This is a genomic window from Petrimonas mucosa (assembly GCF_900095795.1).
GTDB classification, from domain to species: Bacteria; Bacteroidota; Bacteroidia; order Bacteroidales; family Dysgonomonadaceae; genus Petrimonas; species Petrimonas mucosa.
Genome location: NZ_LT608328.1, coordinates 827,818 through 845,234, shown reverse-complemented (window position 1 = coordinate 845,234; position 17,417 = coordinate 827,818). Strand labels below are relative to the sequence as shown.

General features: G+C 41.9%; 11 protein-coding genes, 1 tRNA gene and 2 pseudogenes. 10 read left to right on the top strand and 4 right to left on the bottom strand.

Annotated elements, in window-relative coordinates; translation table 11 throughout:
- Positions 1-3 precede the first annotated feature (3 nt).
- From rnc to ING2E5A_RS03295, 3 genes are read right to left on the bottom strand one after another with little or no spacing between them, the layout of a single operon-like run.
- Positions 4-807: a ribonuclease III gene (gene rnc / locus ING2E5A_RS03305; protein WP_071138170.1), complete on the bottom strand. Its 804-nt coding sequence runs from the start codon at positions 805-807 to the stop codon at positions 4-6.
- A gap of 16 nt (positions 808-823) precedes the next feature.
- Complete coding sequence (fabF, locus tag ING2E5A_RS03300; protein WP_071136179.1) at positions 824-2,086, bottom strand: beta-ketoacyl-ACP synthase II; 1,263 nt, start codon at positions 2,084-2,086, stop codon at positions 824-826.
- 20 nt (positions 2,087-2,106) lie between these two features.
- A complete protein-coding gene (locus tag ING2E5A_RS03295) occupies positions 2,107-2,343 on the bottom strand; it encodes an acyl carrier protein (protein WP_071136178.1) in 237 nt (78 codons plus the stop codon).
- Between the two features lie 160 nt (positions 2,344-2,503).
- On the opposite strand from ING2E5A_RS03295, the gene purN reads away from it, so the two are divergent.
- The 6 genes from purN to ING2E5A_RS03265 all read left to right on the top strand — a co-directional run bounded on the left by purN (position 2,504) and on the right by ING2E5A_RS03265 (position 10,252).
- Positions 2,504-3,073 (top strand): phosphoribosylglycinamide formyltransferase, encoded by a 570-nt coding sequence (gene purN / locus ING2E5A_RS03290; RefSeq protein ID WP_071136177.1) that lies wholly within the window; start codon positions 2,504-2,506, stop codon positions 3,071-3,073.
- Between the two features lie 67 nt (positions 3,074-3,140).
- Positions 3,141-3,222 (top strand) — tRNA-Leu (locus tag ING2E5A_RS03285).
- A gap of 306 nt (positions 3,223-3,528) precedes the next feature.
- Positions 3,529-4,743 carry a site-specific integrase gene (locus ING2E5A_RS03280; protein WP_071136176.1) on the top strand — a complete coding sequence of 405 codons (1,215 nt, stop codon included), beginning with the start codon at positions 3,529-3,531 and terminating at the stop codon, positions 4,741-4,743.
- A gap of 153 nt (positions 4,744-4,896) precedes the next feature.
- Positions 4,897-6,111, top strand: coding sequence for an ISL3 family transposase (locus ING2E5A_RS03275; protein WP_071135804.1), 1,215 nt, complete (start codon positions 4,897-4,899; stop codon positions 6,109-6,111).
- 464 nt (positions 6,112-6,575) lie between these two features.
- On the top strand, positions 6,576-8,642 hold the full coding sequence (locus ING2E5A_RS03270; protein ID WP_083373165.1) for a PL29 family lyase N-terminal domain-containing protein: 2,067 nt from the start codon (positions 6,576-6,578) through the stop codon (positions 8,640-8,642).
- 863 nt (positions 8,643-9,505) lie between these two features.
- Positions 9,506-10,252: a hypothetical protein gene (locus ING2E5A_RS03265; protein ID WP_071136174.1), complete on the top strand. Its 747-nt coding sequence runs from the start codon at positions 9,506-9,508 to the stop codon at positions 10,250-10,252.
- A gap of 126 nt (positions 10,253-10,378) precedes the next feature.
- Here the strand turns inward: ING2E5A_RS03265 and ING2E5A_RS15225 are convergent, their stop codons facing one another.
- Positions 10,379-10,657 carry a hypothetical protein gene (locus tag ING2E5A_RS15225; protein ID WP_154670018.1) on the bottom strand — a complete coding sequence of 93 codons (279 nt, stop codon included), beginning with the start codon at positions 10,655-10,657 and terminating at the stop codon, positions 10,379-10,381.
- Between the two features lie 485 nt (positions 10,658-11,142).
- Here ING2E5A_RS15225 and ING2E5A_RS03255 point away from each other — a divergent pair, with 485 nt between their 5' ends.
- The 4 genes and pseudogenes from ING2E5A_RS03255 to ING2E5A_RS03245 all read left to right on the top strand — a co-directional run bounded on the left by ING2E5A_RS03255 (position 11,143) and on the right by ING2E5A_RS03245 (position 17,417).
- Positions 11,143-12,750: an IS1634 family transposase gene (locus ING2E5A_RS03255; RefSeq protein ID WP_071136172.1), complete on the top strand. Its 1,608-nt coding sequence runs from the start codon at positions 11,143-11,145 to the stop codon at positions 12,748-12,750.
- A gap of 24 nt (positions 12,751-12,774) precedes the next feature.
- Positions 12,775-13,332: pseudogene (istB, locus tag ING2E5A_RS03250) on the top strand (IS21-like element helper ATPase IstB); the annotation flags it as partial.
- Positions 13,333-13,469: 137 nt separating this feature from the next.
- Positions 13,470-13,646, top strand: a pseudogene (locus ING2E5A_RS14965) (IS982 family transposase); the annotation flags it as partial.
- A gap of 384 nt (positions 13,647-14,030) precedes the next feature.
- Positions 14,031-17,417: a SusC/RagA family TonB-linked outer membrane protein gene (locus ING2E5A_RS03245; RefSeq protein WP_231960430.1), complete on the top strand. Its 3,387-nt coding sequence runs from the start codon at positions 14,031-14,033 to the stop codon at positions 17,415-17,417.

Here is a 17,417-nt window from a genome sequence, read left to right as displayed (position 1 = left end):
GGATCAGATATCCAGTTGAGCGCCCTCCTCAGTCGTAGGCTGCTCGGCTGATTCATTTTTTACCTTTTCGAGAAGTTTCTCCAGGAGCTCGTTGTCGTTACGCAACTTCTTGATGGCTTTCTTGGCAGCTTTCTGGTGAGATTCTTTTTTAGAGTATCCCTTGCCAGAACCCAGGTCCATACCACCAACGATCACCCGCGATTCAAAAACGGGGTTGTTCTGCTCATCGTACGAAGAGTCGGTTACTTCGAAACCCACATCTACCTTATATTTTTGCCCCCACTCTATCAGTCGCGATTTGAAATCGACTTCGCTTTTCAGAACGGTATCGATATTGATGTGCTGCTTGATGAGGGTCTCATAAACGAAACTCTTGGCCACACGGTATCCCTGATCGAGGTAGATCGCACCGATCAGAGCTTCCAGGGCATCGCCGTATATATTGGTGTTATGAGCGAGATTACGGGTTGAGGAGGTGATTATCTTGTCGATTCCAATTTCAATGGCAATCTTGTTCAAGGTCTCACGCTGGACGATCCTCGAACGGGTACTGGTTAGAAAACCCTCCTTTTTATTCTCGAATTTCTTGTACAAGATATCGGCCACAATGGCATCAAGAATAGCATCACCGAGAAACTCGAGGCGCTCATTATTAACCCATTTTCCTGACTTTGAGCGTATTGACGACGACCTATGCGTCAATGCTTCGTGGTACAGTTCAATTCTATCGGGATAGAATCCCAACATCTTGTAAAATGAAAAGTAGGGTTCTTTCCCCTTACGAGGAATTGCCCTAACTTTTCGCATGAATTTCCTTAACACATTACTTGCTGAATTTCTTGAGAATAACGCTCGCGTTATGGCCTCCAAAGCCAAATGTATTTGATAGAACAGCTCTTAACTCGCGTTTTTGAGCTTTGTTGAATGTGAAGTTAAGATTGTAATCAATTTCAGGATCCTCGTCACCTTCGGTAAAGTTGATTGTTGGTGGAACAATCTGGTTCTCAATGGCAAGAGCACTGAGCAAGGCTTCCAGAGAACCGGCAGCACCCAACAGGTGACCCGTCATCGACTTGGTTGCACTGATATTCAACTTGTAACTGTGCTCTCCAAAGACCTCCTTGATCGCCTTCACCTCCGAAATATCGCCAACCGGCGTTGAAGTTCCATGAACATTGATGTAATCTATATCTTCGGGTTGCATTCCAGCATCCTCCAAGGCGTTGTACATTACCAGTTTGGCACCCAGACCATCAGGGTGCGACGCAGTGATATGGTGAGCATCGGCCGACATACCTGCACCTGCTACCTCAGCATAGATGTGCGCACCCCTTGCCAGTGCATGTTCCAGTTCCTCTAGGATCAGGCTTGTTGCTCCTTCTCCCATAACAAATCCGTCACGACTTGCACTGAACGGGCGTGAAGCAGTCTCTGGCGAATCGTTGCGGGTTGATAAGGCATGCATGGCGTTGAATCCACCAACAGCCGAAGGGCTGATAGTTGCTTCGGCTCCACCGGTAACAATAACATTTGCCTTGTCAAGTCGGATGAGATTGAAAGCATCGGCAATGGCATTAGTAGAAGATGCACATGCCGAAACGGTTGCGTAGTTGGGACCTCTCAGTCCGTAAATCATAGAGATATGGCCTGCAGCAATATCTGCTATCATTTTCGGAATGAAAAATGGATTGAAACGGGGGCCCTTGTCTTGTGAAAGGAAGTAGTTACCAACCTCCTCTTCAAACGTTTTTATACCTCCAATTCCAGCGGAGAAAATTACCCCGATCCTGTTAGTGTCCTCTTTTTCCAGATCTAGTCCGGAGTTCTCAATCGCCTCCTTCGCTGCCTTTAGGGCAAGCTGGGAATAACGGTCGAATTTCCTGGCTTCCTTCCGGTCTAAAAATTCACTGGGATCAAAATTCTTTACTTCGCAGGCAAATTTCGTCTTGAATAAAGATGCATCGAAAAGAGTAATAGGTCCGGCCCCGCTTTTCCCCGCTACGGCATTTTCCCATGTTGTTTTAACATTGTTCCCCAACGGCGTAACAGCTCCCAGACCTGTTACTACTACTCTTTTTAATTCCATGTAATTTACTTGTAGTTTTTTTATTTCGCGTGCTGCTCAACGTAAGCAACAGCATCTCCTACCGTAGAAATCTTTTCAGCCTGATCATCGGGAATGGAAATATTGAACTCTTTTTCAAATTCCATAATCAACTCAACAGTGTCAAGTGAATCAGCGCCAAGATCGTTGGTAAAGCTGGCAGTTTCTGTTACTTCAGACTCTTCAACACCTAATTTATCGACGATAATCGATTTTACTCTTTCTGCTACTTCAGACATAACTTTTTATGAATTAAATTAGTAAATAAAAGATATTTTCTTTTTAATTTTGTGGTTGCAAAGTAAAACATTTTTTCTTTAACCACACAATTTTTCATTCAAGAAATTCAAAAATTATGCACATTTTTTGATTTTTTGTGCAAGACTCACACTTATTTTTATGACTAAAATAGCCATATTTGCCTCAGGCAGTGGAACAAATGCTGAAAACATTGCACGGTATTTTTCCAACAGCGAAGAGATTGAAATTGCAGTAATCCTATCCAACAAGCAGCGAGCAGGGGTACATGAACGTGCCAGAAAGCTGGGGATTCCATCTTACACCTTTTCAAAAACAGAATTCGACGACGGGGAATTGATCCTGGAGACATTGCATCAATACGGTGTAGACTTCATTGTACTCGCCGGGTTCCTGTTAAAGGTTTCACCCCCCCTTCTGGAGGCCTTTCCTTATAAGATAATCAATATCCACCCAGCACTTCTCCCAAAGTATGGAGGGAAAGGGATGTACGGCGATCACGTCCATCGTGCAGTGGTAGATGCCGGAGAGAAGGAATCGGGTATCTCCATACATTATGTAAATGAGGAGTACGACGAAGGTGACATCATATTCCAGGCCAGATGCGAAGTGCTTCCTGGCGACACCCCCGCCGACGTGGCCCAAAAAGTGCACGAACTGGAATACACCTATTTCCCGCAGGTCATCGCCAAACTTCTCAGGGAGAAATAAGTCCGGCAAAAACCAGAAAAATAAAAAATTAGTATTACCTTTGCAGTCTCAAAAAAAGTTGCGTTTTGCGGCCGTGGCGTAATTGGTAGCCGCGCCAGACTTAGGATCTGGTGCCGAGAGGCGTGGGGGTTCGAGTCCCTTCGGCCGCACAAAAAGCCAATTACTACTCCTTTAAGAGAAATCTTAAGGGAGTTTTTTTATTCCTTAAACAATGCTTAAAGCTTATGTAGGAGAGGTTTTACAATAACTTTCAAACTCTTACAATATCAATTTCTTCAATATTCCGAAACAGTATTATTAATAGATGTGAGGTGCCAAACTGGTGTTCTAAATTTAATAAACAGAACAAAACACCAGTCTTGAAAATTAACATCTGTAATAATCAGTAAAACAGTACTATATATCAAATAGCAGAACACTGTATTACAATCATTAACAAATTAAAGTGTAAAGCTATGGAAAAGTCAACTTTTAGTGTAAGCTATTTTTTAAGGAAAAACAAAAAGTACAGAAATGGGAGTGCTCCCTTATTAGTAAGAATAACCTATAATGGAGTAAGGTCTGAATTTACCTCTAATCACAATGTTAAACCAGAATATTGGGATCAGAAGTCAAACAGGGCAATTGGACAAACCAGCTACTCTAAGAAAGTCAATGGTTTTCTTGACCATATTTATGTGGGTCTATGTGATTCAATAAAGGATCTGGAAGAAAGAGGAGTAGAGGTAACTGCCGAGAATATAAAAAACAACTACCTCGGATTAATTGAATTTAAGCAAGTAACCTTACTCTCATTATATGCAGAACATAATGCTAAGATGGAAGCACTGGTAGGTAAAACCTACGCTTTCTCTACCTTGCAGAAGCACCTTACTACATTAGAACACCTGAAAGATTTCCTAGAAAAAGAATACAAATCAGGTGATATTATCATGGAAAAGGTTAATACCCAGTTTTTGTTAGACTTCGAATTTTACCTAAAAACTGAGAAGAGTATTAGTAATAATACAACCATTAAGTATATGAAGAATTTGGGTAAAGTAGTAAGAGTAGGTTTAAATGCAGGATATTTAAAAAGAGACCCATATGCAACTATTAAATACCATCATGAGGAGATAGAAAAGGTTTTTCTTGACAGGAGTGAATTACAATCCATTTTAGCCAAAGAGTTTGAAATTAAACGTTTAGATCAAGTAAGAGATGCTTTTTTATTTTGCTGTTTTACAGGACTTGCTTTTGCTGATGTAAAAGCTCTGACAACAGACTGTTTATATGAACCAAATAAAGGTGAAATATGGATTAACAAGAAAAGACAAAAGACAAAAAAGTGGTTTCATGTACCTTTATTGCCTCAAGCAAAGAGTATTATCGATAAGTATGAACATCACCCTGTAAGGGAAAAAGGTATATTAATACCTGTACCCACCAATCAGAAGATGAATGCATACTTAAAAGAAATAGCTGACCTTTGTGGCATTAAAAAGAACCTTACAACACATTGTGCAAGACATACATTTGCAACCACTGTAACCCTTGCAAATGGGGTGTCAATGGAGTCTGTATCTAAAATGTTAGGACATAGTTCTATTTTAATAACCAGGAACTATGCTAAAGTTTTGGATGAAACAATAGGCAAGGAGATGGAGCAGTTGAAAGATAAGCTTGAATAATGCAGGGTAAGTGATTAATGATAGTAACTGGTTAAACTGGCTCCTGAAGTAGATAAATAAAAGTAAAGGGCAATTAATGTACACATAAAACTTTATAATTTTGGTTCTATATGATATTGTATGGGTAAATTAAAATTGAATTAACTTTGTGGAATGAATTCAATAGCACTTTTCACTTTAGCATTAGGTTTGGAAAAACCGTGGATCATTACCAAAATAGATATTGATCCAAGCATATCACAGTTGGATATCCACATAGACTTTGAGCGAGGCTCAAAGTTTTTAATGCCCGACGGAGCTTATTATACAGCTTATGACAGTAGCGATCATACATGGCAACATCTGAATTTTTTCCAGTATCGCTGCTATTTGCATGCGCGCATACCCCGGGTAAAACAATCTGACGGCAAGACGGAGGTTCAAAGTGTACCTTGGGCACGAAAAGGAAGTGGTTTCACTTTATTGTTTGAAGCGTTCTCTATGTTGCTGATAGAGAAAGAAATGCCTGTAAGCAGCGTTGCTTCCACGTTAAAGGTTTACGCACAACGTATCTGGGGAATTTTCAATTATTGGGTAGAACGTGCACATAAAAAAGATATCCCTGAAAACTTAACTCAAATCGGTTTTGATGAAACTTCACAGAAGAAGGGGCATAACTACATCACACATTTGGTCGATTTGAACGAACGGCGTGTACTTTACGCCTGTCAGGGCAAAGGTTCTGATTGTATCGAAGAGAGCGTAAAGTATTTAGAAAGCAAACATGTAGATACCACTCAAATCGAAGATGTTTGTATAGATATGTCACCCTCTTTTATCGCGGGTTGCACAGCGTATCTTCCAGAGAGTCAAATAACATTTGATAAGTTTCACGTGGTAAAAGAGGTCAATAAGGCGATGGATGAACTCCGTAAATTAGAACGAACAGGAAATGAGCTGCTGAAAGGACATAAGTATACTTTTCTGAAAAAGAAATTGAGCGACAAACTACAAACAGAGAAGGATATACTACTCGAGATGTATCCAAAGCTAGGGCAGGGATATTGGCTTAAAGAAATGTTTGAGGACTTTTGGCAGATAAAGGACACGGAAGAAGCAGAAAGCTATTTGGCCTTTTGGTGTGACTTTGCCATGGAATCTAAAATACAACCTTTTATCCGATTGGTAAATACCATTAAAGCCCACTGGAGAGGCATTGTGAGATATATAAAGAGTAAAATCTCAAATGGCATACTCGAAGGAATAAACTCAAAAATTCAATTGGCTAAAAAAAGAGCAAGGGGTTATAGAAACTCCCGGAATTTTATTAACATGATTTACTTTACCTGTGGCAAACTCAAATTTGACTACCCACAGTATTTCATATAGAACCAATAAAATTGACTGATTTAGATGACAAATATACAATTTTATTTTGTAACATGGCCAATATTCAGGAATAACAGACCTGAATTTAATTCTTGTTTTTGCATAAGTAATTCAACATATGTAAATAATATACACAATTTGGCAAACAGAATAGTTTTTTTATTACATTTACAGGAGTCTAATGACCCAATCGCATCATTTAATGTGATTGATATGGATCATAAGAAAAGACAGAATAAAACTAGTTATTTGATATATTGATATGGCAAAAAGGGGTTTGTCAACAAAATGTTATATCTAAAAGTATATTTCAAAAATAATTGAATTTTATTATCAATTTAATTATGAATATTTGGCTATTCAATATATTTTAACTAAACTTGCAGAAATAAAGCCTAAACAATATAATTTTTCACAATTTACCAACCGTATTATCTAATTATCATCTATTTAACTTTAAGGAAATGAAAAGAATCTTTACTCCAGCTTATGTATTAATTCTATTAGTTATTATGTTTTTTTCCTGTACAGATACGAGTGAATTGGAAAATCAAATTGACAACATTGAAAACAGAGTAGCTGCACTTGAAAAATTGACTGCACAGATGAATACCAACATCTCTGCTTTGCAATCAGCTGTTACAGCTTTACAGAACAATGATTATGTTACCAATATTTCTGAAATAAAAGAAGGTGATGCAATCATTGGATATACACTAACATTTGTAAAAAGTGGAGCTGTGACAATTTATAATGGTAAGGACGGAATCTCTCCGGTAATTGGAGTAAAGTTATTCACAGATGGATTTTATTATTGGACTTTAAATGGATTTTGGTTAACAGATACTTACGGAAATAAAATTAAAGCTCAGGGAACAGATGGAAAGAATGGTATTACTCCACAGTTGAAAATTGAAAATGAATATTGGATGCTATCAACAGACAATGGAGTAACTTGGAAAAATTTAGGTAAGGCAAAAGGTGAAGATGGTGATGATTTCTTTCAAAGTGTTACACAAGATGACAACAATGTTTATCTGAATTTCATTGATGGAACAACCATTACTTTGCCAAAAGAAAAACAACTGTCTATCACTTTTGAGGAATCGGCAGATATTTCAATCACTGCAGGAGCAACTAAAACCTTGAATTACTCAATTATAGGAGCTACTGCGAAAACAATAGTGAAGGCGATGGGGCAAAATGGATGGAGTGCAAAGGTAACTCCAGCAGATAATGAATCAGGCACAATCACTGTAACTGCTCCAGATCCATTAGTTGAAGATGAAATCTTGGTATGGGTGTATGATGGAGAAACAAAAACCATCATGAGTAGCCTGAATTTTGTCACTGGGGTGATTGAAATAGCATCAAACGCATATTCTTTACCTAAAGAAGCTTCCTCTCAAACCGTTACGGTTAATACTAACATTGATTATATTGTTGAAATACCTGAAGATGCACAATCGTGGTTATCTGTTGCTTCTACACGCTCAGCTATGAGAACAGAAACCTTAACCTTTAATCTTACTGAAAATGTTGGATTTGTAAGATACGCAACTGTTTCCATAAAAAACAATGCTGGAGTAGTTTTACAAACTATCGCTTTTGAACAAATAGGTGATATAACTACTGCGAATGTTGTAACTCCTGGAACTTTGTCATCATTCTTTAGTGCTGCTCAACAGTTAAAAATTAAGACCCTGAAAATCACGGGAACGTTAAATGAGTATGATTTTCTGACAATTAAAGAAATGACATCTTTAAGTAATCTGGATATTTCGATGATAACTAATACGACATTACCTTCTAAATTATTTGAAAAAAATAAAATCATACAAGAAGTAAAATTGCCATTAGTATTAACTTCTATTCCAGAATATCTATTTAATGAATCTAGTATAGTTAAATGTAATATTCCTCCAAGGGTAAAAAACATAGGCTCAGCTGCTTTTATGTATTCTAGTATTGAAGGTGTTTTAGAAATTCCAGCTTCAGTTGAATCTATAGAACATTATGCTTTCAAATATTGTGATAAACTAAGCGAATTGAAATTAAATGAAGGTTTAGTAAAAATTGGATCGGGTGCATTTTCGCAATGCCGAGGTTTCACTGGTCCATTGATATTACCCAAAAGTATATTATTTATTGATTCAGGTGCATTTGAAAATTGTTCTGGACTTACAGGTAAATTAATTCTACCTGAGAACTTAACCACACTATCAGCATTTACATTTGAAAATTGTACTGGATTCAATGGAGATTTAGTAATTCCAAGTAAAATTACTATAATAGATGGTGGGGTTTTCCTTGGCTGTAATGGAATTGGTAGAATATATTCTAAAAATCCTATTCCTCCAACGTTATTTAATTGGAATATATCATCAATTTTTCCAAACTATAAATATTTAGGCATTCCGACAGGCTCGAAAGAAGCATATAAAAACGCAACTAATGGATATCCAGAGATAGATAAATGGTCTAATTTTCTTATTATCGAAGAAGTAGATTTTGAAGCACTTGGGATATAATGAAAATTCTTATACAATCTGATTGGGATTTTGGTAGAAGATAAAATTTATCCATTCTACCTGTACACTTTTTAGTAGCTACTTTATAGTAAATATGTGTACTTTACCCATTTTATACCCAACAAAAAGAATCGAATGATTACATGACCAATTGAATAATCTTATTGTTTTATTTTTATCTTTTGGAGCCTATTATTGGTGAACAGAATAGTTTTTTTATTACCTTTATGGGAGTCTAATGACCCAACAATTACATAATTTAATGTGATTGATTCAGCTCATATGAAAAGACAGAAAAAAACGAGTTATTTGATATATTGAGGTGCCAATTCGGGATTATTCGATATTATTATAGCCTAAAGTGGAGGTTAATCCAATGTGATATAATTTAGTATGAAAGATAGGTTCGAGTCCCTTCGACCGCACATGAAGACTCCCTTCAGGAAAACCTGGAGGGAGTTTTTTTATTCACTCCCTCCAACAACTTCAATCATCCCGTCAGCAGTTATAGATGGTGCAACGGTGCCAAATAGGAAATTTTTCTCATATCCATAAAGATGTACACCTAAACGCATATAAAACTGTAACCAGGAGAAGCACCAATATCAGTCAGCATTACCTGCAATGGGGAAAGGAGAGAGAGTGTAAGTCAACAAATAGCTAAACCAGAATCATGTGATCTGAAATCCAAAAGAACAACCATCGCATGCATAAAGAATTTACCAAAGGGCAGGAAGAGGTGAAAGGCATGGCTGAGAAAGTACAACAATAAAAACAGTAAAAAAAAGAATAATTTTGTAAACAAGATGGCCTTGGATTTGTTGTAGCTCTTAACTGTTACATTTTAAAAATCACATGCTCGTATGAAAAAGTATTTTATATCCATTTTGATTTTTCTTTTTATTTCACTGTACGGTAAAGCACAACAAGGCACATTTGATAGCTGGAGTATTGGTGTGAATGCCGGGTTATATGGCGTCGGAATTCAGGGGGCCACATCGCTTTTACCCAATTTAAAGTTAAGGGCAGGCTACGATTATTTTAACTTCACTCAACAGAATGTGGCAGAATTTGAGGTTGATGTGGAGTATAGCGGTTACAACGCTACTGCATCTGCCGAGTTGAGCGAGATGGAATTGACGCTCCCAAATTTCAAAGTGATGCTCGATTATTATCCTGTTGAAAACGGTATCTTCGCGTTGACAGCTGGTTTATATTTCGGACAAAACAAGGCAACCACAAACGGATTGATCAGAGACTACCAGCAGTTATCTTCACAACTGGGAACAACTCCCGATTTACGATATGAAGATATTGTGATTTCGCCCAACAGTGACGGCTCATTTTATGGGGAACTGGGCATGGGAAGTAAGATCAAGCCCTATGTCGGCATCGGACTGGGAAGAACTATTCCCCACAAAAGAGTAGGATTCAAATTCGAACTGGGGGTTGTAAGCCAGGGTAAATTCCAACTCTCAAGCCCCAACATGAACGATGCCGGTAACGATTGGCTGAACGGACTCATCGACGAAATGGAGCTGCCGGTATCGGAACAAGTCCTGAAATTATGGCCTATGCTCAATTTCTCACTGACCTATCGGATCAAGTAAGCGGCAGGTCGACCCGGTTCTCTCCACAGCAGGTTGAGAACCGGACTATCTTCCCCTGGAATCAGATCGGCGAGCTCATTGACTCTGTTCACGGTTAGAGCCAATACACCCATGGCGAAGCATCATCTAGCCAATAAACGTTCTACCCAATGCGTACTTCGAAATAATCTTCAGAAAGAAATCACAAGCAAAAGATTCATCTTCAATTGAGATTGGACTGATATTTTCCAGTTTCCCATCTGCATATATCCACCAATAGTCAGATGAATGTATTAAATGGTATCTGCTGGCTGCTGACTCGGATGGAATACTGATATTGACTTTGATACCCCCTTTTTCGTAGAATATTCCAACTTTGCTCATTGTTCCTGTTTTTTTAAACATCATCTTTACCTCTTTCTCCAAGTTGCCAATGTTGAGTTCTCTCTGTGGAGAGATTGCAGATTCGAACAACTCATGAAAGCTGTCAACACTAAAGAAAGACTCATATTGCATCAAGTATAACCTCGAGGCATGTTTGTATGAATAACGGCATAACGAGTCACCATAAGTCTTGCGATGAACAACGCTACACAGTAGGTTCCCATTATGTGAATGATATTCAGAACCACTGTTTAATCCATTGATAGTACAATATGTCAACTCCTGGAGTTCGTATCTATCTATTATATCTATCACCTTACCATGCAATGTAGTGAGCCAGTTTGCGGTGATTCTTTTAAACAAGAATTCAAGAATGATAGGTTGTCCACTGAAATTCCCGCTTTTTTCTAACCAGATTATTGTCAATCACACGTAATTTACTGATAAATAGTGAAAATATTTTGGAAAACCCTTGTTTTTCTCAAACAATATGGTTACATTTGTAACCATATTGAAGATTCATTGTCATGGGAAAAAGGGTCATCGAGATCAAGGCGAAGAATGGAACGGTATATCTCTACGAGGATGAGTCATACTGGGACAGGGAAAAGGGTTACTCAACGCACAAGCGCACCTGTATTGGCAAGAAGGGGGCAGATGGTGAGGTTATTTACAACACTTACTATAGGAACCGGGAAAAGATGCATCAACTAGCCGCAGAGGCAAAGAAGCCCAACGAGGTATCCAACACCACATTCGTTGGAGAGACGATGATACTTGACAAGGTGACCCGGGATACTGGTGTTTCACGCGTTTTGACCGAGAGCTTCGGGGAAAATGATGCCCGCAAGATCATCGCGTTGTCTTACTACCAGATATGTCGGGGGAAGGCATTGAGCAACGCGGAAGACTGGTTGGAGCAGCGCGGTTTGGGGAATATGGGGTTGAGTTCACAAAGGGTATCCGAGTTGCTCGAGAGATTGAAGCAAGACAAGGTGAACACGTTCTTTCAACTCTGGGCGGGGGAACACGCGGAAAAAGGGAGCCAGCTATTCGATTTGACCAGCGTGAGTACCTACGGCAAACGAAACCCCTACGCGGAGTACGGGTACAACAGGGATAGGGAAAACCTCGAGCAAATCAACCTGGCACTGCTGACCTCGTGTGGGAGCGGGCTGCCTATGTGGTACCAGGTGCTCCCCGGGAGCATGTCCGACAAGGTGATCCTGAATCAGGTGTTGTCGATGATGAAGAAGATGGAAGTCCCAAGGTTTACCTTCGTGGGTGATCGCGGTTTTTATAGTGACTACAACCTTGAGCTGTTGTCACGCGAGGGCTACAAGTTCACCATCCCGGTGCCGTCCAATGTCGCATGGCAAAAGAAATTGATCGCGGAACATCGCGACACACTTGTGCGCCCGGGGAACCTGATCGAGCAAAATGGGAGTATCATGTACGGGAAGACCATCTACAAGACTACCCCTGCTCATGGCAGAACCTGGTATCACCTGTATTTTGACCCCGCGAGAAAAGACAAGATCATAGCCTCTTTCATGCAAAAGCTAAGGGCTTTGAAAGATGAGCTGGAAGCAGACAAGCTTGTAGAATCACACCGGACGATGTATGAGCGTTACTTCATCGTCAAGGAGACCCCCGTTCGGGGCCGGTCGGTGAATTATAACGATGAGGCGATACAGGAGTTCATCAACAGTGACAGTTGTTACTGGGTACTGATCTCTACCTCAGCCAAAACGGCGGTTCAGGCACTGGAACAATACCGGGAGAGAAACGGTGTGGAATTGTACTTCGATGATGAGAAGAATCTCCTGGACTTGAGACGCCTGAAGAACCATAGCGAGCAGACGATCAAGGGTAAAATTTTCGTGACCTTCATCTCTCTGATCATCCTTGCAAGGTTACGAAAAATGGTGGGCCAGATTGACAAGAAGAAACGCAAACACTGGTCTGAACAAGATATGTTGCGCAAGGTGGAAACTTATGCAAGGGTTCACTTCGAGGGAAAATACAAGAATGTGTACTCCACACCCACCGCGGCTCAGCGACTAGTCTTCGACCTCCTGGAGATACCATACACCTTCAAGGGTAAGGAAAGAACATCGGGAAGAGAGCTGTAAATATGGTTACAAAAGCACGGGATTTTCGGTTCCAAAATGTATCTGACTAACCTTGAGCGAGATCAATTGCCACAGGGTGCAAAGGAAAAACTGCCTCTGCTTGAAAGACTGGATTTTATAGCATCATCACAAAATGTGATACTATCCGGTAACCCGGGTACAGGCAAAACACACATAGCGATAGGGATTGGACTTAAAGCCTGTATGCAGGGATACAAAGTATTGTTTACAACCGTACACAGACTACTGACTCAATTACGTGAATCGCAGTCCCAAAAGACTTTAAAACAGGTTGAAAATCAATTTGAAAAGTATGATCTGGTAATATGTGATGAGTTTGGATATGTATCTTTCGATAAGCAGGGAGCAGAGTTGCTGTTTAATCACCTCTCTTTAAGAGCAGGAAGAAAATCAACCATCATAACAACAAACCTTGGCTTTGACCGGTGGGAAGAGATCTTTGGAGACCCTGTACTTACAGCTGCTCTTGTAGACAGGCTAACCCACAAAGCACATCTTGTAAATATGAATGGTGAATCGTACAGATTAAAGGAAACTAAAAAAATGATGAATGAAAAATGAAAATAACAGTCAGAATAAGAACGCCTGTTTCCCTGTTGTTGGCGGTACCGCCAACAACAGGGAAACAGACTTGGAGATTAATTTAAAATGGTATACTTTTGGATTGAAATACCGGTATACTTTTGGGGTGAAATAAACAGTCCATCAATGATGAACTGAAGAATATCTGCCAGATAGAACATTCAAGGCATCGTTCCACACATAATTTCATCATGAACATAATTGCTGCATTGGTGGCATATTGTTTCTTTCCCAAAAAGCCTTCAATCAAATTTGAAGTGGAAAAGTCAAGTCAATTAACCATTTGGGGATAATATGTTATCCCGAACTCACGTTAATAAAAAAATAGCTGTAAATGGATCGGTAAAGGGTTCAAACCTTACATATGTATATTCCATAATTATAAAAATATAGATTGACGATCAAAATTCGTCAGTGTGATGAAACCCTTAAAAAGGGCTGTGATCTGATAACCCTCTAAAAGAAATGCCTATGAGAAAGATATTTGTAATGTGAAAAGCGACTAATACCTCACATCTGTCGCTACAAAATTCAAGTAAATTCCTGGCTTTTCATCAAAGTGAGAAAAAGCCAACCTATTTCAAATATTCACTCTAAACAATGCAAATTGTATGAAAAAAAACAGTGCAAACGAACACTTTTTGAACAGAAGTGCTATCAAAAATTTGATCAAGCTCATGAAGATAAGTCTTTTGCTATTGTTTGCTATCATTTTTCATGCGACGGCAGCTGACTCAAATGTCAAGGACGCCGTTATTGAGCCAAACAGGAATGTGAATGATGAAAGGCAGTTTATCCATGAAATTGAAACGCAAAGTAACTACATGCCAGAGACCGATGTTCGAGACGAGAATGTCCGCGAGATTTTTGAAACTGGCAAAGCATTGCAACAAGGGAAAACGGTAAGGGGGAAGGTAGTTGACGAACAGGGAACTGCCGTCATCGGAGCCACGGTGGTGGTGAAGAATAACCCAACGCACGGTACGGTTACCGATGTGGACGGTATGTTTACCATTGCCAATCTGCCAGAAAACGCCGTGCTGGTATTCACCTATGTGGGGATGAAACCCCAGGAGGTAAGCGTGGCCGGAACTACATCGCTGAACGTGGTTCTCCACTACGACGTGGAGGTGCTGGAAGAGGTTGTGGTAGTTGGTTATGGTACCCAACGGAAGGTCAACCTGACCGGTGCGGTAGATCAGGTATCCAGCGATGTGTTTGAAAACCGCCCCATCACCAACATGTCTCAGGGACTGGTGGGTGTGATCCCCAACCTGAATATCCAGTTAACCGACGGAAAACCTACCAACTCTCCCACCTACAACATCCGAGGTGTTACCTCCATCGGGCAAGGTGGCAGCGCCCTGATACTGGTGGATGGCGTGGAGGGCGATCCACGTATGTTGAACCCCAACGATATTGAAAGCGTGTCGGTACTGAAAGATGCCGCATCGGCTTCGATCTACGGTGCCAGGGCCGCCTTCGGGGTAGTGCTCATCACCACGAAACAGGCCGCCAAGGGGAAGACCTCTCTCAACTATACCGGCACCTTCTCCTCCAAACGGCCAACAGCAGTACCCGACAATATTGTCGACTCCTACCCCTGGGCACAAGCGTTCAACGATGCCTGGTCGAGATGGAACGACGACGGACGTACCCCTACGGCCATCAACAAGACCATGACCTTCTCTCCCGCCTATCTGGAGGAGATCAAGAGAAGATGGGAAAATCCCAGTCTGCCTAGGGTGGAGGTCAATCCGGTGACCGGGGCCTATGAATACTACTACAGTACCGACTGGTATAAGGAGCTTTACAAGAATGACTTCTTTGCCCAGGACCACAACATCTCCATGTCTGGAGGCAACGACCTGGCCACCTTCTACCTGAGCGGCCGTTACAACGGTCATGAAGGGTTGTACAAGTACAACACCGACACCTACTCCATGTATAACCTGCGAGGCAGGGGAAGTATCCAGGTATTGCCCTGGTTGAACATCGACAACAACCTCGAGTACTCTACCATGCAGTACCACCAGCCCATCAACGTGGGTGAAGGCTCCAACATCTGGCGTAACATCGCCGATGAAGGCCACCCGCTGGCACCGCTGCTCAACCCCGACGGAACATTGTCCTTCTCGGCCGCCTATACGTTGGGTGACCGTTACCTGGGGAAAAACGGTGCCGACCTGAGACAGAAGGTCTTCAAGAACAAGACCGCCTTCACCTCGGTACTGCTCGACAAGGCATTGACTATCAAGGGTGATTTCACTTTCCAGAATACCGAGTATGGACACCAGAGGATCAGGGTTCCGGTACCCTACAGCCGTTACCAGGGGCAGGTCGCCTATACCGGAACCAACACCAATGACCTCCAGGAGCGGCGCTCCACCACCGAGTATATCGCCACCAACCTCTATGCGAACTACGTGAAATCGGTCAACGAGATCCACAACTTCGAACTGCTGGGAGGGTTCAACTACGAGCAGTCGGTATACAACAACCTGGAGACGACGCGCAACGGTGTGGTATATGAGGATGCAAAGGATATCAACTTGGCGTTGGGAAGCAACATCGTTACCGGCGGAGGGTACAACAAGTGGCGGATTGCCGGTGGATTTGCCCGTCTGAACTACAACTTCCTCGAGCGCTACCTGCTGGAGGTGAATGGCCGCTATGACGGATCGTCGAAATTTCCGTCGGGCCAGCAATGGAACTTCTTCCCCTCCATCTCCGCAGCCTGGAGGCTTTCGGAAGAGCCGTTCTGGAAGGTGGACAGGGACGCCATCTCCAACCTGAAACTGAGGGTTTCCTACGGGTCGCTCGGCAACGGTTCGATCAACCCCTACACCTTCATGGAGAACTTCAGCATCAGACAGTCTGGACGGATCATCGGCGATTCACGGCCCCAGCTGACCTCCCAGCCGTCGGTTATTCCCAACATGCTTACCTGGGAGACATCAACCACCGGCAACATCGGTATTGACATCACCGCACTGAACAACCGCCTCTCCTTTACCGGCGACATCTACCAACGGTGGACCGACGACATGTACACGGTGGGTCCGTCGGTACCGGCCGTATTCGGCACCAGTGTTCCGAAAGGAAACTACGGTTCGCTGGAGACCAAGGGATGGGAAGTCTCCCTTACCTGGATGGACCGGTTCAACCTGAAGGGCAAACCTTTCCACTACAACGTGAGGTTGACCCTGGCAGACTCCAAGACCGTTATCACCGACTACTACAACCCCGACATGAACCTGACGGACTACTATGTTGGCCAGGTGATCGGAGAGATTTGGGGATACCGGGTAGAGGGACTTTTCAAATCGGAGGAGGAGATCGCCAATTCACCCTCTCAATCGAACATCCTGGCTCACAATACCCGGAGAAACCATGTGGGTGACCTGAAATTCAAGAACCTCGACGGGGACGATGTCATCTACCATGGCCTCAACCGCGTGGGGAACTCGGGAGACAAGACGATCATCGGAAACAACTCACCCCGCTACCGTTTCGGCATCAATCTGGGAGCCGACTGGAACAGATTCTTCTTCAACGCTTTCTTCAACGGTGTTGGGAAGCAGCAGTGGTACCCCTCCAGGGAGTCGCCTTTCTGGGGACAGTATAACCGCCCCTACAACGACTACCCGAGGTGGCAGGAGAATAAGCAGTTCAGACCCGAACTCCAGAACTTCGACGCATACCTGCCGTTGCTCTCCGGTTATACCGCACAGAATGCAAACGGCCAGCTGGCCCTGCCCAACGACCGTTATCTGCAGAACGTGGCATTTATACGTCTGAGAACATTGAATGTGGGTTATACTTTGCCCGAATCGATCACCTCGAAATTCGCGGCCAACAATGTGAAGGTATATCTCAGTGGAGAGAATCTGTGGTGCTGGTCTCCTTTCTACAAGATCACAAGGGATATCGATGTAGAGAATATCTGGAATGCCGGTACGCAGCTTACCGGACTGAACAGCGATGACGTCCGTACCGATGGTGACGGGTTTAACTATCCGACTTTGAAAGCCATTTCTCTTGGTTTATCCATTAATTTTTAA